The organism is Pseudomonas graminis (assembly GCF_001705435.1).
GTDB lineage: Bacteria > Pseudomonadota > Gammaproteobacteria > Pseudomonadales > Pseudomonadaceae > Aquipseudomonas > Aquipseudomonas graminis_B.
Genome location: NZ_MDEN01000068.1, coordinates 149,173 through 169,919, shown reverse-complemented (window position 1 = coordinate 169,919; position 20,747 = coordinate 149,173). Strand labels below are relative to the sequence as shown.

Sequence of the window (20,747 nt, the reverse complement as noted above, 5' to 3'; positions counted from 1 at the left end):
AAGCTGAACCTCTGCGACAGCGGTCGAGCGGCTTCGTTTCGCCGCGTCCGGGCCAGGCCATACAAGCGCGCCCCGTCGCAGGCAGCGCAGGAGTCTGCCCCAGGCAACGTCTGCCGGGCGCAATCAATCGTGACAAAACGTTAAAGCCGTGCCCGCAGGACGCGCTGCACAGGACGCGCGCGACTCAATAGACGTCGACGTAGTCCGTGGTGGGGTTGGCCCAGTTATCGCGAAGGGCGTTGTAGATCTGCGTCACCCAGACTGCATCGCTGGCCGCTACCGGGCCGACGCACCCTGACCCGGCAGCCCAGGTTTCCAGGCGAAACAGCAGTCCGCCGATGTCCACGCCGCCCACCGCGTCGCTGGAGATCCAGGCATGGCCGTCGCGACTGACGCGCAACTGATTGTGCACGCCATCCCGCGCCGCCGCGATCATTTGCCGGACCGCGTCGTGGGTAAAGGAAACGGGGTTATTGAGATCGATAGACACGGTGTGCACTCTCGTTGCTCTGCGCCACGCAGCGGGATGCCACGCGGCGCAGCACGGCTGATTTACTTCAAAAGGCCGAGGCGCTGGGTCAGCAGGTCAAAAAAGCCCTGGGCATCGCCATTTTCCACCCAGAACACATTTTTGTTCTGCGCGAGGGTGTCGTACCAGTCGGCAATGGTCTGGCCGTGGGTGACGCCTTCACGGTTGTCGATCACCAGATTGACTTGCCGGCCGCTGAACAGCTCCGGCTTGATCAGCCAGGCGATCACGCTCGCATCATGTACCGGCCCGCCGGGCAGGCCGTAATGGACCATGTCAGCCTTGACGTACTCGTTGAGAATGTCGCTGACCAGCTTGCCGGCCTTATTGTTCAGGCCATCGATCTGCTTAAGCCGCGCTTCGCTGGTAAGGATCTTGTGGGTGACGTCCAGCGGTACGTAAGTCAGCTTCACACCGCTGGCCAGCACCACTTTCGCCGCATCGGGGTCGGCGTAGATATTGAACTCGGCCACCGGGGTGATGTTGCCGCCGTTGAAATGGGCGCCGCCCATGACCACGGCTTCCTTGATGCCCTGTGTAATCTCCGGCGCCTGAATCAGTGCAAGCGCCAGGTTGGTCTGTGGCCCGAGCATGGCGATGGTGATGCTGTGGGGCGCAGCTTTCTTCAGGGTGTCGACCAGGTATTGCACGGCATTGCCTTCAGCCAGCGGCTGCTTCGGCTCATGCACTTCTACGCCCGGCAGGCCTTCCTTGCCGTGGATGTTCTCGGCGTAGATCGGCGTGCGCACCAGCGGCCGACCTGCACCGGCGTACACCGGCACCTCTTCGCGACCGGCCCATTCCCGTGCCAGCCGGGCATTGCGCGAGGTCTTGTCGATGCGCACGTTGCCCGCCACGGTGGTGATCGCCATGACATTGAGTTCTTGCGGCGACGCCAGCGCGAGCAGCAAGGCGACAACGTCGTCAGCGCCCGGGTCAGTGTCGATGATCACGTCGCGCTTTTCGGCAGCATGCACCGACGTGGCAGATAAAATGGCCAACAGCGCGGCACTCCTGATCAGTCCGGTGAAAAAATGATGATGCGTCTTCATGGGAACTCCTTGTTCCTGACTGCTCAATCGGAAAGATGAGCGTTAAAAAACCACACCCGCTACCAGCGCGATGTTGGTATACGGCTGGCATTCGCCGGTGCGGATGATAGCCCGCGCGCCACGGCTGAGGTGTTTCAGCGCGTCATGACTCATCAAGCGTCGCTCGCCCAGCTCGCCCGAGGCGTGCAACGCAGTGACGGTGGCCAAGGCGGGCGGCTGTTTCGACAGCATCTCTTCGGCAAGGACATGACTCTCGACCTGCATTTCAGTCAGCACCACGTTCAGCACGCTGACGAAGTCAGGCACACCGTGGGTCAGCGCCAGATCAATAAGTTCGACGCCCGCGGGCACAGGCATCCCCGCATCGACGATCATCAGAATGTCGCCGTGCCCGAGAGACGCAATGGCGCGGGACAAGGCGATGTTAAGCAGTGGCGTTTTTTTCATGATGAATGCCCTTGTGCTGCAGAGGCCTGAACCTCGGCAAACGTAGGAATGGAAGGCTGCGCGCCGGACCGGGTCACAGACAGCGCCGCCGCGACCTGACCGAAGCGAATGGCTTCAGATTCAGACTTGCCATCGGCCAGCGCCGCTGCAAAACCGCCGACAAAGGTATCGCCTGCCGCCGTGGTGTCAACGGGCTGGACCTTGGGCGCCGGGAAGTGCTCGGAGCGCGATTTGCCGGCAAACAAGGCGCCCTGCTCGCCCAGCGTGACGATGACTTTGCTGACGCCCGCCGCGAGCAACGCCGAGGCGGCGGCGTCTGCGCTGGCGGTGCTGTCCACGGGCAGACCGGTCAATGCGCTGGCTTCGCTTTCATTGGGGATCAGGTAGTCGATCCAGGCGAACCATTCGGCCGGCAGCGGACCCGTGGCCGGTGCGGGGTTGAGGATGACGGTCTTGCCCAGTTCGTGGCCGCGCTTGAGGACGTGGCCGACGGTGTCCAGCGGCACTTCAAGCTGGCAGATGATGACTTCGGCCTGGGACAGCAAGGCATCGAAGCTGTCCACCACGGAGGCGGTAACGTGGCCATTGCCGCCGGCCACGATGACGATGGCGTTCTGGCTGCTGTCATCGACGACGATCAACGCGACGCCGGTGGACTCCCCGGCGATGCGGGTCACTGCCTGACAGTCGATGCCTTCGGCCAGCAGCGCAGCGCGAAGTTGTTCGCCGTAAGCGTCATCGCCGACGCAGCCGACCATGGCGACACTGGCGCCCAGTCGCGCCGCCGCCACGGCCTGATTGGCACCCTTGCCGCCCGGCACGGTAACGAACGACTGCCCCGCCAGGGTTTCTCCGGCGCGCGGCAAACGCGGCGCGCGCGTCACCAGGTCCATGTTCAGGCTGCCCACTATCACTACTTTTGCTTGCATGACGTTTACTCTTCAGAACGCTTTCAGAACACTGTTTTGGACCGGGCAACGCGCCCGGCTCAACGAAGCTGGGTGAATGCCCGGGGTGGAGGCGCGGTGGATTCGCGCAGCACAATGCTCGGTGCAACGATCAGGTGTTCGACAGGGGTTTCGCCCCGCGCCGAGATCCGCCGCAGCAGCACTTCGGCCGCGCGCTCGCCCAGTTGCAGAATGGATTGGCCCACGGTGGTGAGGGCCGGGTAAACGTATTGGCTCATCTGGATGTCGTCGAAGCCAATGACCGACAGATCCACCGGGACCCGTACGTTACGTTCGGCAGCGGCGCGCAACACACCGATGCCGACCATGTCGTTGGCCGCAAAAATCGCCGTCGGCGGATCCTGCTCCAGCAGTTTGACCGCTGCGCAATAGCCACTGTGGCCGGTGAAATCGCTTTCCACCACCCAGCTTTCCGGGACGTCGACCGCGGCTTCCTGCAATGCACGGTAATACCCCGCCAGCCGCATCTTCGCCACGCTGGTCTGGACCGGGCCGCAAATACAGGCGATGTGCCGGTGGCCGAGGGACAGCAAATGGGACGTCGCCAGATAAGCGCCGAGCTCGTGATCGATGCGCACCAGATCAGCCGTGACGCCGTCCAGATCGCGGTCGACGATGACCAGCGGTGTGCGCACCGCCGACAAACCCTCAAGGACGCTGTCACCGCCGCCCACCGACGACACGATCAGGCCGTCGACACGTTTCTCCAGGAGCACGCGCAGGTAGCTGCGCTGCTTGTCGGGGTTGTCATCGGAATTGCAGAGGATCACGCAGAAGCCGTTACGCTCGCAGTAATCCTCAATGCCCCGAGCCAGCTCGGCGAAATACGGGTTGATGCCGTTGGGAATCAACAGACCGATGGTCGCCGTGGCCTTGGCCTTCAGCGACCGCGCAACGGCGCTGGGCACGTAGTCGAGCTGCACGATGGCGGCCTCGACCTTCTTGCGCACGGCTTCGCTGACCGGTCGGGTGCGGTTAAGGACATGGGACACCGTGGTGTAGGAAATCCCGGCAATCGCCGCTACGTCCTTGATGGTTGCCATGTCAGCCGCGCCGCCGCGCGCGATTGCTGCGGTAGGTGTCGAGGACCACGGCGACGACGATGACCGCGCCGGTGATGATGCGTTTGGTTGGCTCGGTCGCGCCGATCTGCGCCAGCCCTGCCGCCAGTACCGAAATGATCAGCACGCCGAAGAAGGTGCTGATCACCGAGCCGCGCCCACCCATCAGGCTGGTACCGCCGATGACCACCGCCGCAATCACTTGCAGCTCAAGGCCTGAGCCGGCGTTGGGGTCGGCGGCTTCCAGGCGTGAAATCTGGAACAGCGCGGCGACGCCCGCCAGCAGCCCCATCAGCGAGAACACCAGGATCTTGTACGGCTTGGGGTTGATGCCCGCCAGACGCACAGCTTCTTCGTTGGTGCCGATGCCGATCAGGTAGCGGCCGAACACGGTGCGCGTCAGCACGGCCTGGGCCGCGAAGATGACGATCAGGGCGATGACGAACGACGGCGAAATGCCGAAGGCGAACGGGTTCGAGAGCCATGCAAATGAATCACCGATGTACGCAGTGCGTGAATCGGTCAGCTGATACGCGACGCCCCGTGCCATTTCCAGCACGCCGAGGGAAACGATGAAGGAGGGTATGCGCCACGCCACGGTGATCGAGCCGGTCAGCGTACCGGCCGCCGTTGCACAGGCGATGCCCAGCAACGCCGATGGAAACACGCCCCAGCCCCAGCCGAGCATGGCGACACTGACCGCCGACGCCGCCAGCGCCAGCACCGAACCCACCGACAGGTCGATGCCGCCGATGATCAGGATGAACGTCATGCCGACTGCCAGCACCATCAGGTCGGGAATCTGGTTGGCCAGGGTGCTGAAGGTTTCGTACGACAGGAAATGATCGCTGAGCAGCGAGAACAATACGATCATCGCCAGCAAGGCGCCTGCCAGCCCCAGGTAAGTGCCCAGGCCGAAGTAGTTGCCGCTGCGCTTGCCCGGAGACGGCAGCGCGGCAGGAGTAGTAGAAGTTTTCATCAGTCGATCCTGGGCGCGGCTTCAGACAGCAGCGCATCACGTTTTTGATAGCCCGCGAAGGCAGCGGCAAGCAGTTCGTCCTGGGTCCAGGTGTCGCGCTCGAAAGTGTCGATCAGGCGCCCGGCGGACAGCACGCCGATGCGGTCGCAGATCAGCATCAGCTCGCGCAGATCACTGGAAACCACCACCAGCGCCCTGCCCTGACGGGTCAGTTCGCCCAGCAGCGCGTAGATGTCGAACTTGGCACCGACGTCGATGCCGCGGGTGGGCTCGTCGAACAACATCACCTGGCAATCGCGCTCCAGCCAGCGGCCGATCACGACCTTCTGCTGATTGCCCCCCGACAACTCCGACACCAGTTGCGTGGGGCTGGAACTGCGGATGCGCATGGCTCCCACCTGGCGCTGAGCCAGAGCGATCTCCGAATTACCGTTGACCACGCCGGCACTGGAAATGGCGTCCATGTTGCCCAGCGCGATGTTGGCGCTGATCGATTGCGACAGCAGCAGGCCCTCGCCTTTGCGGTCTTCGGTGATCAAGGCAATGCCATGACCCACGGCGTCCACTGGCGATTTGATCTGCACGCTGCGCAGCGGACTGCCCACTTCGATGCTGCCGCTGTCCGCCACGTCGGCGCCATAAATCAGCCGCAGCAACTCGGTACGCCCGGCGCCGATCAGACCGGAGATCCCGAAGATCTCCCCAGCCCGGACATCAAAGGACACGTCGCGGACCTTGTCGGAGCGATTCAAGCCTTTGACCGACAGCGCCACCGCGCCGATTTTTCGCTCGCCCAGGTCAATGTGCTCGCCCAGTTCGCGGCCGACCATCAGCGTGACCAACTGCTCGCTGTTGTAATTGGCCATGGCATCGACGCACACCAGCTTGCCGTCACGCAGCACAGCGATGCGCTGGGCGACGCGGGCCAGTTCTTCAAGGCGATGGGAGATGTAGATGATGGAAACGCCACGGTCCTGCAGGCGGGTGATCTGCTCGAAGAGCATTTCCACCTCGCGGGCCGTGAGCATCGCCGTCGGCTCGTCGAGGATCAGCACGTGGCAGTCGCCGATCAGGTTGCGGGCGATTTCGACCATCTGCTGATGGCCGATCCCCAGTTCGCTGACCAGTGTGTCCGGGTCGATGGCCTCGAGGCCGACCTGGGCCATGGCCTTGATCGCGTCCTCGCGCAGCTTGCGGCGATTGATGAATCCTGCGCGGCTGGGCAGATTGTCGAGAAACAGGTTTTCCGCCACCGACAGCGTCGGCAACAGATTGAGTTCTTGCATGACCATGCGCACGCCAAGCTTTTCGGCCTGGGTGCGACTGGCAGGCTGGTAGGGCTGCCCCTGAAATTGCATCTGGCCGGTGGTCGGGGTGACCAGACCGCCGATGATTTTCGACAGGGTGCTTTTGCCGGCGCCGTTTTCGCCGGTCAAGGCCAGCACTTCCCCGCGCATCAACGTCAGGTCGATGTCGCCGAGTACGGGTTGGGCGTAGGTTTTGCCAATACCACTGACAGATAGAACAGCGGCCTGAGCAGACGCTGACATAACGATCTCCACGCGCCTGCCCTCACGGGCAGGCGGTACATATTTGAAAAACTGCTGAGGTGAACAGTGCCGGGTGAAAACCAGAGCGGCTTATTGCGGCTTGGTGACCAGCTCGACCGGGGTTTCGATCACGCCGTTGGTGATCTCGAGCTTCTCGCCCTTGACCATCTTCAGGGCGGTATCGATACCGAACACGGCCTGACGCGCAGCGAACTGGTCAGCGGTGGCCAGAATGCGGCCGTCCTTCAGCATCGGCTTGATGGCGTTGATGTTGTCGTAGCCGACGACTTGAACCTTGCCCGCCTTGCCCGCCGCACGAACGGCGGAGACAGCGCCCAGCGCCATGCTGTCGTTACCGGCCAGCAGCGCTTTCAGATTCGGGTATTCGTTGAGCATGGCGGACGCGACGGCGTTGCCCTTGTCGATTTCCCAGTTACCGGACTGCGTGGAGACGATCTTCATCTGCGCAGCGTCCATCGCGTCCTTGAAGCCCGCGGTGCGTTGCTGCGCATTGGTGGTGGTCGGCACGCCTTCGATGATGCCGACTTCATCACCCGCTGCCAGCTGCTTGGCCAGGTAGTCACCCACCAGCTTGGCGCCCTTGCGGTTGTTCGGGCCTACGAAAGGCACTTCCATGCCCTTGCTTTTCAGCACATCAGCGTCGAGCTGGTTGTCGATGTTGACGACTTTGATGCCCGCATCCATGGCCTTTTTCAGGACCGACGCCAAAGCCTTGGAATCGGCCGGGGCGATGACCAACGCGTCGACTTTCTTGACGATCATCTGGTTGACGATGTCGATCTGCGCCGCCGTGTCGGACTCGTTCTTGATCCCGTTGGAAATCAGGTCGAAGTCAGCGGAATGCTCTTTCTGATAGACCTTGGCGCCGTCTTCCATGGTCAGGAAGAATTCGTTGGCGAGGGATTTCATCACCAGCGCGACGGTGGGCTTTTTCGCGTCGTCGGCAAAGGCGGAAGAGAGAGGCAGGGTTGCAGCGCAAGCAGTAAGCATGGCAACAGCAAGAAGGCGTGCAGCGAATGGCAGCTTCATGGAATCACTCCGACATTATGATTGTTGTTATCGGCAGCGTTTACGCGTCAAGGGAAGGATCGACGGAATCGCAAACGTTTGCGTGAGCGAAACTATGGGAATCGTTTAGGGTTTTGTCAACTCTGCAAAGCAAGGGAATCTGGGGATGGACCGGCATGGCACCGCTCCTCCGATCACCGTTGCAGTGCTGATGGCCTGCACCCGAATCGGAGGATAGAAAGGAAATTGAATAGCTACGCGCGTTCCTGATAGACGGTTGCGCGGCGGCCGGCCGAATGCAGTTTCAGGTCATCCTTCAACCTGGCAATCAGGTTGGCAATGGCACGGCTGGAGTTGAGCGAACTGACCGGGATACCCGCCGCGAGCAAATCTGCGTGGCCCCTTTCCCGATCAAAGATTTGCACCATTATTTGATCCTGGGCATCGATGGTGCATTTGCATTTGGCAGGCAGAAAGCCTGATTCGACAATATGGCAGAGTTCAAGTGTGGACATCATGGCAAATTTCCTTATTTGGTTATGCACGGTGGATATCGCACAGGGGCAGCAATTCCAAGAGTTTCTCAAGAATGGGACGAACGGGCATGACCCAGATCAAAAGGTCTTCGTCCATGGAGGGTTCGACGAGGTTGACGCTGTGACCCCGATCAGACCGGCACTGCACATACGGCCTGTTGGATGGCGTAAATGGCGCGGGTTTGAGGAGGTGATCGATGCCACAAGCCAGTAAGCTGGGCGCCTTCAAAATGGCCATTCGCCAATCTCCTTCAGCGGCAGTGAACTAATCACGCCCGCGGCGGCCAGAGGGGCTCGCGCTGCAATATGGCAGTCGATGCAGAAGAAAGATTTCTACCGTATTTGGAGCACATGATGGGTCGGGCAAACAACGAGTTTGAGTTCTGGTGGGGCACTTCGGGGCCTTGGGTCGAGCCGCCGAATGTGCGCCGCAACGGCACCAGCGGTGTGCAGCGCGTGGTGCACGATGGCAAGACGCTTTACGTCAAACGCCAGACCGGCCACCTGTTTCGCAGCCTGCGCTACCCCACCGGCCGCCCCACTGCACTGCGTGAAGGCATCGCGCTGACCAAGCTTGAGGAACTGGGCGTTAACGCGCCCCGACCTGTGTTCTACGGCGCACGCAAAGTTGCCGGTGTATGGCAGGGCGTCCTGGTGACCAAGGACCTGGGCGGCTTCATCGACCTCGACACCTGGTATGCCCAGGGCGGCGCGAGCAGCCTGAGCGTCGAGCAACATCAGCGTCTCTTCAAGCGTCTCGCTGAAACGCTGGCGAAGATGCACCTGGGCAAATGGCAGCACGGCTGCATGCGCTCCAAACACATCTTCATCAAGGCGACCGTCACCGACACGCGCTTTGACTTCGAGCTGGCGCTGCTGGATCTGGAAAAATCCCACGGCCGGATCACTGCCCTGGGCGCCGCGCGTCACGACATCCCCCAGCTCAGAAGGCATTCGTTCTGGGACGAGTCCCAGTGGCAGTACTTCCTGTCGTGCTACGAGCAAGCCATCGGCCGAGCCATTTAAGCGCGGCAGCAAAGGCAGGCAGGCCCCTTCACGCGCAGCAGCACCCGGCGTGAGGAGCCTGGCCCGTCAAGGGACGTAACCCGCCTGCTCGCTGATCCATGCCGGGGCTGTGCGCTCGTTGATCACCTGCGCCACTTTCGACGCGATGTCAGCGCGGGTGAACGGCTTGGCCAGCACGTCGAAACCGGCAATCTGCGTTGCCGATTCGCGGGTGTAACCCGTGACCACGAGCACCGGCAGCGCAGGCAAGACCTCGCGCAGGCTCACGGCGAGCTGTGTGCCGCTTTTTTCGGCCATCAGCTGATCAGTGATGAGAACGTCCGGCCGCAAGCCGGCGCTGACCATGTGCTCGGCGGCGGACGGCGACGCCGCTTCGGTCACCTGATAGCCCAGGTCACGCAGTTGCAGCGCAACGGTGTAGCGGACCAGTTCCTCATCGTCCACCACCAGCACGTGAAAAGGGTGGTCCGCGCCAGGCGCTGAGTCGCCCTCGCCTTCTGCCGGTGTCAGCACCTGCGCACTGGAAACCGGCAGCCAGATGTCAACCCGCGTGCCGAGACCCGGCGCGGACTGAACATCAAAACCACCGCCGGATTGCAGGGCCAGCCCCTGCACCATCGACAATCCGAGGCCGGTGCCCTTGCCGACGCCCTTGGTTGAGTAGAAAGGCTCAACGCAGCGTTGCAGGACTTCCTCGCTCATGCCGCTGCCGTTATCCGACACCGTCAGCCTGACGTAGCAACCCTGCGCGGGCGCCGGACCCAGCCCCGGACTGTCGGCCACCACTTCAGGTCGCGCACTGATTTTCAGGTAGCCGCGTTCGGCAATCGCGTCACGGGCGTTGACCGCGAGGTTGAGCACCCCCAGTTCAAGCTGATGGGGGTCAATGAGAATGTTGGGCAGATCTGCAGGAATCTCGACAATCACTTCGATGGTCGGGCCGAGCGAGCGCTGGATAAGGTCACGCATGTCGTTGACCAGACTGTCCAGGGCCACGACTTGGGGTTTGAGCGTCTGCCGGCGGGCAAAGGTCAGCAGACGGCCCACCAGAATCCGCGCGCGATCCGCCGCCTGCAGCGCCGCGTCGATCAGCCGATGGGAGCGATCATTGCTGACCGGCTGGCGCCTCAGCAACTCCAGCGACGTCATGATAGGCGTCAGCAGGTTATTGAAGTCGTGGGCGATGCCGCCGCCCAACTGGCCGACCATCTCGATCTTGCGCGACTCGTGCAGCAGCGCAATGGCCGCTTCGCGCTCGGACACCATGGTAGCGACGCGCTGTTCAAGGCTTTCGTTGAGTTCGATCAGTTGATGTTCCGCGCCGACCCGCGCCGAGATGTCCACGCACACGAACAGCAGCCCGCTGACCTGCTGCTGGGCATCGAGCAGCGGCGTGACGTGGGTCTGCACCCAGACCACAGAGCCGTTCGCCCGCACATGGTGCTGGGTCAGTTCGAAGGGCGCTTCGGCGGTCAGAAAGTTCTCGTAGAACATCGGCTGCGCGCCGGCTGCCAGATCCTTCTGCAATTCAAGGATCGAACGGCCGGCGATCGCCCGGCGCTGCAGCCCCATGATGTCGCAGTAGCGATCATTGACCTGCTGAAACACGCCTCGGTGATCACACAAGGCAATCCCGGCACCCGCCTGCTCGAACATCCCGGCCAGTTGCGCGGAACTGGCGTGCAGCGCCGCTTCAGCCCGCGTGTGGTTGATCCACTGCCAGCCCAGCTTGGCTGTTTCCTCGATGAGGTGGATGTCGTGGGGACTACAGACCCGCTGCCCTTCGAACTCAACGGTAAACACGCCGGCCAATGTGTCATGGCGCATCAACGGGACGTGCACGGCCAGACTCGTTGTGACGGTCGATTGAGAGGCAGGGGCGTCAGGGTTGGCGCGAACGGCGTCGCCCTTCACCAGCGCTTGCACGGTAATGCCTTGGTGCAACGCAGAACAGGTGTCATGACTCACGGAGATCAGCCCTGATCGGGCCGCCACCTCACCCTCACGGTATTCACGGAGAATGACGAAATCGCCCCTCTCCTCGTCCGTTTCCGCAATATGGACGCGGGCGGCGCCCAGCTCTTGACCGATACGCCGGATCACGTCTGCCTTGATCTGCTCGGGGTCGCGAATGGAGGGCAGCGCCTGGCCCAGTTCAAGCAGCAGCGCCTGACGACGCTCGAAATGCACACGCTCGGTGGTTTCGGTGACAACGCAGAGCACACCGCCGACGGATCCGTCGTTCTGGTGCACCGCAGAGTAGGAGACGTCGAAGTAGACGGTCTCGCCGTAGCCATGCCGTTCGATGTAGAACGCACGGTCCTTGGCAGCAAACGTTTGCCCGGTTTCCCGCACACCGCGCAACAGTGGCTCAAGGTCGTCCCACAGTTCGCGCCAGTTCTCGATCGCAGGCCGACCAAGGGCGCGGGGATGCTTCGAACCGATGCTCGGTGCATAGGCATCGTTGTAGAGCGCGACAAATTCGGGCCCCCAGAAAAGCACGATCTGCGCCTGCACGGGAAGGATCGTGCCCATGAGGTTTTTTAGACCGTCAGGCCAGTCGGCGGGCACGCCAAGGGGCGAGCCATTCATCAAGGGGGACTGAAGCAGATCACCGACCGCACCGCCGTTGGCTAGAAAGCGCAGGGGGGCTGCGCTGAACCCGGTGTTGGGTGGGCTATCCATAATTAGGGCCTGACAGGAAATATCATGAGCAGATTGCATCGCTTAGAGCGACGGCGATGCAATGGCGTTCCATTCAGATCGGGATGAGTTTGCACACACATGGCCCGGTAGCCGTAGCAGCCGGGCCATGACGCGACTCAATCCTCTTCTTTGACGGTAGCCACCTCGTCAGCGCGCACGCGGATGGTTTTACCGGAGATGTCTTCGAACTCATAAAAACCGTCTTTGCTCTTGGTTTTCGGCGCGTCCTTGGTCACGTACTGCGTGCCGTTCTGCAGAGTAACGACAGTCGACGTAGAGCAGCCGGTCAACGCTGCACAGCAGGCGAACGCGACGGGCATCAGCAATGATTGGATTTTCATAAAGTCTCCTGAGGGGTGTGGCTCGGGCGTGGTGCGCGCAAGCGATCAATCGTCATCTAGCAGATCAGATCAACGTGATCGAGTTTGGTTCGCCATCTGCACAATCAGCCGAAAAATCAGCAACTTGGGTGAAAGCAGGTTTTTGTCCGATCCGCTGTTGCGAAACGTCTGACACTCAAATACTGTATGCGCATACAGCAAGCAGGAGGGTCGCTTCGTGTCTGACACCGACGTATCAACGGCAGCATCGCCAGGGCACTACGAGCGCATGGCCGTGCGGGTCCAGAAGATCATCAACTCGCAGAGTGCGCAGAAAGCCCGCGCGGCGCTGATTTTCAGGCTCCCGGACGAACTCGAAGACGACTGGAAACAGTTGCTGGAAGAGATCGACGAGAACGACAACGTGACCCTGGCCTGGCGGGACGACGGCGGCGTGCAGATTTTCTGGACGGTGCCCAAGGAAGATTGACCTGCAACCCGAACCCACCTCGATGAACGACCCAGTTGGATAACATGCTCAGATTTTGTGCTGCTCTGCTTTTGGCTTTTACCTTCCTGCAAACCGCTTACGCTGACGTCAATATTGGCACCTGGAACCTGGAGCACTTGAGCGTGCGCCCGAACAAGGACTTCGAGGGCATTGCCAAGGTCGCCCGGAAGGTCGACTTTCTCGCCGTTCAGGAATTGATGAGTGAAGACGCGCTGGACGCGCTGGCCAAGGAGCTGACCCGGCAGACCGGCAAGCACTGGAGTTCGATGGCCTCCCATGCCGTGGGCCGCTCGTCCTACAAGGAAATGTACGGATTCGTGTGGCGGGACGATGCCGTTGCGTACGAAGACGGTGCGGTGAGCTACCTGGACCGCAGCGACACCTTCGAGCGCGAACCCTACTCCGCACAATTCCGCTCGCTCAAGGACGGCAAGACCTTTGTCGTGGCCACCGTGCACATCCTCTACGGCAAGAACCAGGCGGACCGCGCTTCGGAAATCGTCGCGCTGTCCAACTACTGGACCTGGTTGCAGGGAACCTACCCCGGCAACAACCAGATCATGCTGATGGGCGACTTCAACACCCCGCCCAACTCGCCCGCGTGGGACAAACTCGACACCAGCGCCAGGCCGCTGGTACTGGAAGGCGCCAGCACGCTGTCGACCAAGGACGGCAAATTCGCCAACCTCTACGACAACATCTTCATCAGCAAGCAGTCGGCGATCCGGGTGAATAAAGTCGAAGTGTTCGATTACCCGAAATTCCTCGGCCTGACCCACGCCAAGGGCCGTGACAGCGTCTCCGACCACGCGCCGATTTTCCTCAGCGCCAACCTGAGCGGCGGCAACGGCGCAGCCAGCGCGTCTGCCGTCACCGCGCAAGCCCGACCCCCTGCGGGCAATCCGATGAAACCCGCTGCGAGTGCCGGTGGCAGCCCGGCCAACCTGACGCTGGCGATTCGCGGCAACAGGAAGACCATGGTTTACCACCGCCCGGACTGCCCTTCGTACAACGCGATCGCCGAGAAGAACAGGGTGGAGTTCAACAGCCCGGCGGCGGCAGAAGCGCAGCATTATCACTTGGCAGGCAATTGCCATTGATCCACAACGGCGCACGCTGATCCCCACTCAACTCGCCTGCTACAAAGTGGCAGGCGCGACTGGCCAGAACGGGCTGACTTCCCCACTCATTTACGCGCCAGGTCGTGCTGAATGCAGCCCTCGTAGTAGGTCTGCTTCACAGCGGCGGGCTTCAGCTTCGAGGGGCTTTTGTAAGTCTGCTCCGTGATGCCCAACGCCATCTTGCTCATCCACGGTTTGGCGAACTTGCGGCTCTGCAGCTTTTTGCGCGCGCTGTAGAGGGTTGTCCCAGAGAGTTTGGACTGCTGCGCCGCCCCCGCGACCCCCGCTCCCCATTTGCAGACCTGCAGGTCGTTCTTGCTGAGGTCCTTGGCGTGCGCGGTGACGGACACCGCTGCCAGAAAAGCCGCCACCACGGCCAAGCCCACACTGCGCATACACATTTCATCCCGGAATTAATTGATAAAAAAGGATTTTTCCAGAAATGGCAGCCGGGGCGGGCCATCAATATGCCTTTTTCGCACAAAACATTTCCGGCGCTGCCAGCGGTCACTGTATCGGGCTGATTCGATCCCCGGCAGCCCCCTCGAAAACGCCCTTTTCATCCGTTCAATTCGTCTGGATATAGGGGCAATATCCATATCGATATGGCACATGGCCGCCCATCGGCGAGGGATTTTAAACGCTCAGGGAGGTGTGCAATTCTGCGTCGGCTGGTCGCCTCGCAACCCGATTGCGGACGGCCCGTCTCGGGTGGAGATGCATGACGGTCCGAGGCCCATTGAGAGTTGATCAGCCTGTATCGATCTCGAAATGAAATGACAGCAATGCCGATGCAGTCGACGCGCAGGCTGTCCAGTACATCAAGGAAGCCCTTATTCACCCGGCGTCACTGCACGCCCCCTACAGGCCAGGACAATGAATGACTACAAGGATTTTGTAATTCATTACCGCTTTCAAGGTGAGCCGCGGCACTTCAATCATCACGGCAACCCTCTCTGCGAAAGTGAGGCGCTGCATTTTGCGACCTTGCACGCCGGGGTGGGCGCAGTCGAGGGGCACATTTGCGCAGGCCCGGTGAAACTGGCGCTGCTCTGCGCGGAAGGTCTGGGCGTCACGCAGGTGCGATGGAAACGCACCTGATCGAGGAAAACTGCAAACAAACCCTGATTCACGCGGTCGGAATTTACAAGCAGCGCTCATCACACCAGCAAAGCGAGGTAAACATGACCATCGACAACGCATTGAAGCAGGAAGTACTGACCCGATTGCTGCACGCCCACCCGGCAGGCCTGGGCAAAGAAGTACTGGACAACTACAGGGGGGAGAACGCAGTCGCGGACACTCTGGAGCATTTGCAGACGGCGGGCTTGATCCACGACGGCTGCGTCAATCGCGTCAGTGAGGGGGATCGGTCTCTTAAGTACCCCATCAAACTCAGTTCTTCGGGTGTCGAAGCGGCCAAGCAACTGGAGGTGGAGCAGTCCCGGCACTAAGCGCGTGCGCGTGCAATAAAAAAACCGGCCAAGGCCGGTTTTTTCAGGGAATCGATAAAGTGGTGTTCTCCCCTGGTGCTGCCTGCACTGAACATCGTAAGCCTGTCAGGACGCAGCACCACAGGGGAACGAGAAGGAGCCTACAAGCTGAGTCTCGTTTTCGTCACGCCCCGTATTGTGACTTCATGCGTCCAGCCCTCTCCCAGCCTCTGGCTTAACGCCTGCGCTCAGACCGCCGGGTAGTCACCGGTGCCATCTGGCCAAGGGGTCAGCAGCTCGAACCCCGTCTCGGTCACCGCCACCATGTGTTCCCACTGCGCCGACAACGACTGGTCGCGGGTGAGCACGGTCCAGCCATCCTCCAGCACGTAGGTGCCCGGCTTGCCGGCATTGATCATGGGCTCAATGGTGAAGACCATGCCGGTCTTGAGTTTCAGCCCCTTGCCCGCCGCGCCGTAGTGCAACACTTGAGGTTCTTCGTGGTACTTGCGACCGATGCCATGTCCGCAGTATTCGCGCACCACGCTGAAGCCTTCGCGGTAGGCCACAGTCTGGATGGCATTGCCGATGTCGCCCAATGTCGCGCCGGGCTTCACCGCGTGTATCCCCGCCAGTGTCGCTTCGTAGGTGGTTTCGACCAGACGGCGGGCGAGCGGGCTGACCTCGCCGACGTAGTACATACGGCTGGTATCGCCGTGCCAGCCATCTTTGATGACGGCGACGTCGATGTTGACGATGTCGCCGTCTTTGAGCACATCTTCCGCCGAAGGAATACCGTGGCAGACGACCGTGTTGGGCGAGATGCAGGTGGTTTTGGTGAACCCGTGATAGCCGACGTTGGCGGGGATCACTTTCAGCTCGTTGACGATGTACGCGTTACAGATGTCATCCAGCGCTTCAGTGCTGATGCCCGGCTTGACGTGCTCTGCGATCATCGCCAGTACGTCTGCCGCCAGACGCCCCGCCACACGTAGCCCGACCAGGTCGGCTTCGGTCTTGATGCTGATGCTCACTGGGACACCGCCCTGGCCGGTGCCAGATCCGGTACAAGGTCGCTGGCCTGAAGGCTCAACACGGCGCCGCCGGACGTTTCAGCGCGAATCAGCAATTGGCAGATCTCGCTGTAATTCAGACCGGGGTGCAGCTCGGCGAGCATGCCTACCCGCATCCAGTGCTCGGCCTGAGCATTGATCGAGCGACTCAAGGCCGCGCTGGCGCAACGAATGTTGGCGTGCATCTGTTCGGAAATTTTGACCAGTCCCATAGCGACCTCTCGAAGAATATACGGAGCATATACGTTCCATATATTTCATCGCAACCGGCCTTGGTCATCTGCTGCGCAGAACGCGACCCTATGCAGAGCACGACCTTTTACGCAGAGCCGGAAAACTCGGTCGCGCACTCGGAGAGGGACGTGGCCAGCTGCGAAATCGCCTCCCGGTCGTCTTCGCTGAGCGCCCGGTAATGAGTAATGACCGCCCGCTCCGCTTCGTTCAGTGTGTCGGTGGCAATGGGGGTACGCTCGCCCGACAGCACGTACATGACGTCGATGCCTTTTTTGCCCAGGGCCGCGAGGTAATCCGAGCGTGGGATGCGTTCACCGCTCTCGTATTTACCTTGTGCGTTGGCCTCTACGCCTCCGATGGAGCCGAAGTCCTGTTGCGACAGCCCGAGCCGTTTGCGTTCTTCTTTCAGACGTGAGCCGAGATCTTTCATAAACGAGGGTCCTGAAGTTGACTATGTTCAAAGAGCAAGACCCCATTGGTCCGAGGGAGTTGCGCCCTTGGGCTCATTTGGTCAATCTTCCGAATTGACGGCTCAAGGAATCCCCTTCGTGGCCGATAGGTTCTGATGTACCGCTATTCCTTTTGAATGGCCGCCCGATTTCTGTAGTTCGGAGAACCAGACAATGATTTCTTTCTTACTGGGTTGGTTGGCGCTGTCCGCCGTAGGCACATTGATTGCTCTGGCGGTGATTCGCACCGGGAAAATGCGCCAGCCTGACGCAGATGAAACGGTGTCCGGTCAAATACCCGTCCCGGTCCTGGTACGATTCAAACCCTGAATCAGCCCCGGTCGTCTTGCCGGGAGCAACCCCTTACATCACTCCCCTGCGAGCTGAGCCTGTTCAGCCGCGTAGCCGCTGGCATTGCCCGTGGCATATCCCGATGCGAAGCCACTGCTGGCTGGCACAAACGCAAGGTCGGCCTGATTGGCGCTGAACTGGCGAAGTCCGGATGCCAGGGCTAGAAAATCCTCACGCTGCATCTCGTTGCCCCATACGCTGCTGAACGAGGATTCGTTTTTCCGGGCGGTGAAGTCCTGACGGGTATTGGCTTGATTGGTTTGCATGGCTGCTCTCTTCTTCTTGATACTGTTTAAACATACAGTATTTTCAACGCCCCTCGAACGCAAGTCCTGTCGCGACGAATGGTCACTCGGATAACCCCCGGGCAGTGTGGACGTCCGAGCGACTTGCCGCCCTCTCAGGCACTGGATTCGTAACCAGGCGCTTAAACCCGGGCGAGCGCTTCCAGCCGATCAAGATCTTCTGCGGACAACACAATCCCGTCTTTCAACGAACGCTCCCGCTGGCGATAGCGGCGATCACCCGGCATCCGCTGCTGGCCAACGTCGTGCATCTGCCGGACCAGCTCTTCGCTGCGCTCGGCAAATGCCTGACCGCTGCCCTTGTCCGGATCGATAACGATGATCACCTGACCGGTCCAGGGGGTTTGCGCCCCGGGAGACTTCGACATATCGAACTCGAAGGAGAAATGGCCGCCGGTGAGCGCGGCGGACAACAGCTCCACCATCATCGACAGCGCCGATCCCTTGTAACCGCCGAAGGGAAGCAACGCGCCGCCGTCGAGAATGGCTTTCGGGTCTTCGGTCGGCTGACCATTGCGATCGACGCCCATCCCGGGCGGGAGCATGCGTCCCTCTCTGGCGGCAATCTGCACGTCACCATGGGCGATGGCACTGGTCGCCATATCAAAAACGATGGGCTGACCGTCGGCGCGGGGCGCGGCGAAGGCAATAGGATTGGTGCCAAACAAAGGCTTTTGCCCATCGTGGGGCACCACACAGGTCATGCTGTTGACCACGCTCAACGCCACCAGCCCCTCCCGGGCGAACGGCTCGACGTCCGGCCACAGCGCGGCAAAGTGATGAGAGTTGCGAATGGCCAGAATGGCGATCCCTGCGCTTCGTGCCTTGTCCTTGACCAAGGCCTTGGCCGCCTGCATCGCCGGCTGGGCAAAACCGCCCATGGCATCGACGCGCACAAACGCTGCGCCGACGTCCTCGACCTTCGGTTCCGCCCGGCCGTCGACCCAACCCGCAGCCAGCGACGACAGATATCCCTTGATGCGGAAGACGCCATGGCTGTGGGAGCCATCGCGCTCGGCGGCCGCGCAGTTGGCGGCCAGCACGTGCGCCACCTCGGGCGAGGTGCCATGGCGCACGAAGATCTGGCGCAGCAGCTCGGTCAGATCGGCAAAGGAAATCGTCCGGGTGGTCTGGCTGTCGTGGGTTGAAGGCATCTGAAGCTCCGTTGTGATTATTGGACGTGGAAGCGAAACAGAGAAGGCAGGCGCCTGGAGACGCTCGTTCTGCAGAGTACTGCGCGGCCACAAGCGGGTAAACTGCGTGCCTCGCGCAATGGCCGCCCTGACCTCAACCGAACGAGGACCGCTCGATGGATTCGCTGACCGCTGATAGCCAGATCGTGAATTGCCACACCGTCGTTCTCGGCGCCGGCATTGTGTGCTGGCGCCCATGGCGCGCGGGATTCGCCTCACCACCGGCGTCGAGTTCGCCGCGCCGGACGCGCCCATCAACGAGATCCAGCTGCGCCGCTGCGAAGCCATCGCCCGAAGGCTCTATCCGTTAGGCGAGCGGCTGGACGATGAACCCTGGCTGGGGCGCCGGCCGTGTTTGCCGGACATGCGCCCGGTCATCGGGCCGGCGGCGTCGCACAAGGGGCTGTGGTTCAACTTCGGGCATGCCCACCATGGTCTGACCCTCGGCCCGGTCACAGGCCGACTGCTGGCGGAAATGATGACCGGCGCCACGCCGTTTACCGATCCGGCGCCTTACAGCCCCAAGCGGTTCGCGTAAACCGCCGCGCGCTGCACAGCGCTGATTACTCCGCCTGCAAGCGCTTCTGGAAGAACAGCCGCTGGTGCCCGGGCGGATAATCATCCAGCTGGCCAAACTGCTCATAGCCGTGCTTGCGATAGAACTCGGGTGCCTGGAAATCGAAGGTGTCGAGCCACACGCCGACGCAGCCCCGTTCGCGGGCGAGGTCCTCGGCCATCGCCATCAACTGGCTGCCCATGCGCTGGCCCCTCGCCTGTTCAGGCACCACGAGCAGTTCAATGAACAGCCAGCTATAGAGGATTCGGCCATGCAGACCACCGAGCACGGCATCGGTCTGTTCGTCGCGGACAAACAGGGCAAATTTCTCGGATTTGCCGTCGCCCGCCATGGCAGCGTTATAGGCCCTCAGGGGCTCGAGGATCTGCAGGCGTTCTTCTTCGGAGGGATTGGACTTGAATTCGATCCGGACACTCATGCATCGCTTCCTGCTGACGTAAAGGGGGAAGTGCAAGGTTGTCGGATATGCGAGCGGGAGTAAAGCTACGAGGGGTTAAAGCGAAGAAGTGGCAACAGATTCAGTGAGGATGGATGTGGAAGCCCGGGGGCTCCCACACGCGCTCAGGCGCAGAGTCGATCAGTCTTTCTGATCGCGCAGGACATTACCGGAGGTGCCGTCGATGCGGAATTCGTACGTCAGGCTGTCCGCTTTGCGGCCTTCGCCTTCCCAGTAGCCTTTGTCGTCGGCTTCGATGCTGTAGATCTCTGTGTAGCCTGCCGACTTGGCTTTTTCGATCGCTTTTTCGATGGTGATCCAGCCAGCGCCCGGCTTGTCCGCCAGAGCGAACTGTGCGGTGGTCAGGGCAGCGGTGGCGAGAACGGCAGCGGTAAGTTTCTTGATCATGATTGAACTCCATTTCCCTTTGCGGGCTTTTTGAATGCGAATTTTTGGAGTTCCTGACCCGAAAAATAGTTCATCCGGGGTTTTGTAACCGCTTGATGCTGCCGGATAAATGCCGCCATGAAGGCCGCGTCAGCGAGGCACCGATCAGATCCGATCAGCGCTTGACCTTGCGCCGCAGCACGCCGTTGAGCACCACCACGACGACGGCGACAAAGATCGCGATGTATTGAAAGGTCTTTTCGCTGAGCACGCCGGTGTTCTGCAGATGGGAAAGGCCAAGCATGATGGCCAGAACGCTGAGGGCGATGATGATTGAGTAAATCAGACGCTGTTTGTTGGTCATTGCGGGATTCCTAAAACCGGTCGAGATGTGGGGCGCAGTACACATGTGCGGACATGGTACCTGCTCGCATCGATGCTGACACGCCCGCATCAGGACCGCGTCGAGGCTGC

27 protein-coding genes are annotated in these 20,747 nt (G+C 61.2%); 6 read left to right on the top strand and 21 right to left on the bottom strand.

What is annotated here, in order from left to right; all coding sequences use genetic code 11:
- Window positions 1-184: 184 nt before the first annotated feature.
- From BBI10_RS20875 to BBI10_RS20830, 10 genes are all read right to left on the bottom strand, one after another.
- Window positions 185-490 carry a hypothetical protein gene (locus BBI10_RS20875; RefSeq protein WP_065991527.1) on the bottom strand — a complete coding sequence of 102 codons (306 nt, stop codon included), beginning with the start codon at window positions 488-490 and terminating at the stop codon, window positions 185-187.
- Between the two features lie 62 nt (window positions 491-552).
- Entirely contained in the window at window positions 553-1,581 is a 1,029-nt protein-coding gene (locus BBI10_RS20870) for a nucleoside hydrolase (protein ID WP_065991526.1), read from the bottom strand.
- A 42-nt stretch (window positions 1,582-1,623) separates the two neighbouring features.
- Entirely contained in the window at window positions 1,624-2,028 is a 405-nt protein-coding gene (gene rbsD, locus BBI10_RS20865; protein ID WP_065991525.1) for a D-ribose pyranase, read from the bottom strand.
- Window positions 2,025-2,957, bottom strand: a complete 933-nt coding sequence (gene rbsK / locus BBI10_RS20860; protein ID WP_065991524.1) for a ribokinase — start codon at window positions 2,955-2,957, stop codon at window positions 2,025-2,027. Before rbsK ends, rbsD begins: the two co-directional genes overlap by 4 nt.
- A 59-nt stretch (window positions 2,958-3,016) precedes the next feature.
- Complete coding sequence (locus BBI10_RS20855; protein ID WP_065991523.1) at window positions 3,017-4,039, bottom strand: LacI family DNA-binding transcriptional regulator; 1,023 nt, start codon at window positions 4,037-4,039, stop codon at window positions 3,017-3,019.
- 1 nt (window position 4,040) lies between these two features.
- Window positions 4,041-5,036, bottom strand: coding sequence for an ABC transporter permease (locus BBI10_RS20850; protein ID WP_065991522.1), 996 nt, complete (start codon window positions 5,034-5,036; stop codon window positions 4,041-4,043).
- Entirely contained in the window at window positions 5,036-6,586 is a 1,551-nt protein-coding gene (locus BBI10_RS20845) for a sugar ABC transporter ATP-binding protein (RefSeq protein WP_065991521.1), read from the bottom strand. Before BBI10_RS20845 ends, BBI10_RS20850 begins: the two co-directional genes overlap by 1 nt.
- 90 nt (window positions 6,587-6,676) lie before the next feature.
- Complete coding sequence (locus BBI10_RS20840; RefSeq protein ID WP_065991520.1) at window positions 6,677-7,636, bottom strand: sugar ABC transporter substrate-binding protein; 960 nt, start codon at window positions 7,634-7,636, stop codon at window positions 6,677-6,679.
- 233 nt (window positions 7,637-7,869) lie between these two features.
- Window positions 7,870-8,133: a DUF1652 domain-containing protein gene (locus BBI10_RS20835; RefSeq protein ID WP_065991519.1), complete on the bottom strand. Its 264-nt coding sequence runs from the start codon at window positions 8,131-8,133 to the stop codon at window positions 7,870-7,872.
- A gap of 19 nt (window positions 8,134-8,152) precedes the next feature.
- The gene (locus tag BBI10_RS20830) at window positions 8,153-8,389 is read right to left on the bottom strand and encodes a hypothetical protein (protein ID WP_065991518.1); all 237 of its coding nucleotides are present in this window, start codon (window positions 8,387-8,389) and stop codon (window positions 8,153-8,155) included.
- A gap of 116 nt (window positions 8,390-8,505) precedes the next feature.
- Between BBI10_RS20830 and BBI10_RS20825 the strand changes: the two genes are divergently transcribed.
- Window positions 8,506-9,177 carry a lipopolysaccharide kinase InaA family protein gene (locus tag BBI10_RS20825; RefSeq protein ID WP_065991517.1) on the top strand — a complete coding sequence of 224 codons (672 nt, stop codon included), beginning with the start codon at window positions 8,506-8,508 and terminating at the stop codon, window positions 9,175-9,177.
- Between the two features lie 66 nt (window positions 9,178-9,243).
- Here the strand turns inward: BBI10_RS20825 and BBI10_RS20820 are convergent, their stop codons facing one another.
- Complete coding sequence (locus tag BBI10_RS20820) at window positions 9,244-11,862, bottom strand: PAS domain-containing protein (RefSeq protein WP_065991516.1); 2,619 nt, start codon at window positions 11,860-11,862, stop codon at window positions 9,244-9,246.
- 137 nt (window positions 11,863-11,999) lie between these two features.
- The gene (locus BBI10_RS20815) at window positions 12,000-12,224 is read right to left on the bottom strand and encodes a YgdI/YgdR family lipoprotein (RefSeq protein WP_065991515.1); all 225 of its coding nucleotides are present in this window, start codon (window positions 12,222-12,224) and stop codon (window positions 12,000-12,002) included.
- A 268-nt stretch (window positions 12,225-12,492) separates the two neighbouring features.
- On the opposite strand from BBI10_RS20815, the gene BBI10_RS20810 reads away from it, so the two are divergent.
- Window positions 12,493-12,693 carry a DUF1654 domain-containing protein gene (locus BBI10_RS20810; protein WP_065991514.1) on the top strand — a complete coding sequence of 67 codons (201 nt, stop codon included), beginning with the start codon at window positions 12,493-12,495 and terminating at the stop codon, window positions 12,691-12,693.
- Window positions 12,694-12,737: 44 nt separating this feature from the next.
- Window positions 12,738-13,814, top strand: coding sequence for an endonuclease/exonuclease/phosphatase family protein (locus BBI10_RS20805; RefSeq protein ID WP_065991513.1), 1,077 nt, complete (start codon window positions 12,738-12,740; stop codon window positions 13,812-13,814).
- A gap of 86 nt (window positions 13,815-13,900) precedes the next feature.
- Here BBI10_RS20805 and BBI10_RS20800 read toward each other — a convergent pair whose 3' ends face one another.
- Window positions 13,901-14,230: a hypothetical protein gene (locus BBI10_RS20800; RefSeq protein WP_065991512.1), complete on the bottom strand. Its 330-nt coding sequence runs from the start codon at window positions 14,228-14,230 to the stop codon at window positions 13,901-13,903.
- A 481-nt stretch (window positions 14,231-14,711) separates the two neighbouring features.
- On the opposite strand from BBI10_RS20800, the gene BBI10_RS20795 reads away from it, so the two are divergent.
- Both BBI10_RS20795 and BBI10_RS20790 read left to right on the top strand, forming a co-directional pair.
- The gene (locus tag BBI10_RS20795) at window positions 14,712-14,936 is read left to right on the top strand and encodes a DUF6555 family protein (protein WP_065991511.1); all 225 of its coding nucleotides are present in this window, start codon (window positions 14,712-14,714) and stop codon (window positions 14,934-14,936) included.
- A gap of 83 nt (window positions 14,937-15,019) precedes the next feature.
- Complete coding sequence (locus BBI10_RS20790; protein WP_065991737.1) at window positions 15,020-15,289, top strand: hypothetical protein; 270 nt, start codon at window positions 15,020-15,022, stop codon at window positions 15,287-15,289.
- 227 nt (window positions 15,290-15,516) lie between these two features.
- Here BBI10_RS20790 and map read toward each other — a convergent pair whose 3' ends face one another.
- The 5 genes from map to BBI10_RS20765 form a co-directional block, all read right to left on the bottom strand.
- Window positions 15,517-16,302, bottom strand: coding sequence for a type I methionyl aminopeptidase (gene map / locus BBI10_RS20785; protein WP_065991510.1), 786 nt, complete (start codon window positions 16,300-16,302; stop codon window positions 15,517-15,519).
- Complete coding sequence (locus tag BBI10_RS20780; RefSeq protein WP_065991509.1) at window positions 16,299-16,553, bottom strand: ParD-like family protein; 255 nt, start codon at window positions 16,551-16,553, stop codon at window positions 16,299-16,301. Before BBI10_RS20780 ends, map begins: the two co-directional genes overlap by 4 nt.
- 107 nt (window positions 16,554-16,660) lie before the next feature.
- Window positions 16,661-17,005 carry a helix-turn-helix domain-containing protein gene (locus BBI10_RS20775; protein WP_065991508.1) on the bottom strand — a complete coding sequence of 115 codons (345 nt, stop codon included), beginning with the start codon at window positions 17,003-17,005 and terminating at the stop codon, window positions 16,661-16,663.
- Window positions 17,006-17,392: 387 nt separating this feature from the next.
- Window positions 17,393-17,641 (bottom strand): hypothetical protein, encoded by a 249-nt coding sequence (locus BBI10_RS20770; RefSeq protein ID WP_065991507.1) that lies wholly within the window; start codon window positions 17,639-17,641, stop codon window positions 17,393-17,395.
- A gap of 161 nt (window positions 17,642-17,802) precedes the next feature.
- Entirely contained in the window at window positions 17,803-18,834 is a 1,032-nt protein-coding gene (locus BBI10_RS20765; RefSeq protein ID WP_065991506.1) for an Ldh family oxidoreductase, read from the bottom strand.
- A gap of 190 nt (window positions 18,835-19,024) precedes the next feature.
- Between BBI10_RS20765 and BBI10_RS20760 the strand changes: the two genes are divergently transcribed.
- Complete coding sequence (locus tag BBI10_RS20760) at window positions 19,025-19,411, top strand: NAD(P)/FAD-dependent oxidoreductase (protein WP_279615266.1); 387 nt, start codon at window positions 19,025-19,027, stop codon at window positions 19,409-19,411.
- 25 nt (window positions 19,412-19,436) lie between these two features.
- Here BBI10_RS20760 and BBI10_RS20755 read toward each other — a convergent pair whose 3' ends face one another.
- The 3 genes from BBI10_RS20755 to BBI10_RS20745 form a co-directional block, all read right to left on the bottom strand.
- Window positions 19,437-19,868 (bottom strand): GNAT family N-acetyltransferase, encoded by a 432-nt coding sequence (locus BBI10_RS20755; RefSeq protein WP_065991504.1) that lies wholly within the window; start codon window positions 19,866-19,868, stop codon window positions 19,437-19,439.
- 159 nt (window positions 19,869-20,027) lie between these two features.
- Window positions 20,028-20,294 carry a PepSY domain-containing protein gene (locus BBI10_RS20750; protein ID WP_065991503.1) on the bottom strand — a complete coding sequence of 89 codons (267 nt, stop codon included), beginning with the start codon at window positions 20,292-20,294 and terminating at the stop codon, window positions 20,028-20,030.
- A 154-nt stretch (window positions 20,295-20,448) separates the two neighbouring features.
- Window positions 20,449-20,637, bottom strand: a complete 189-nt coding sequence (locus tag BBI10_RS20745) for a hypothetical protein (protein WP_065991502.1) — start codon at window positions 20,635-20,637, stop codon at window positions 20,449-20,451.
- Window positions 20,638-20,747: the final 110 nt, after the last annotated feature.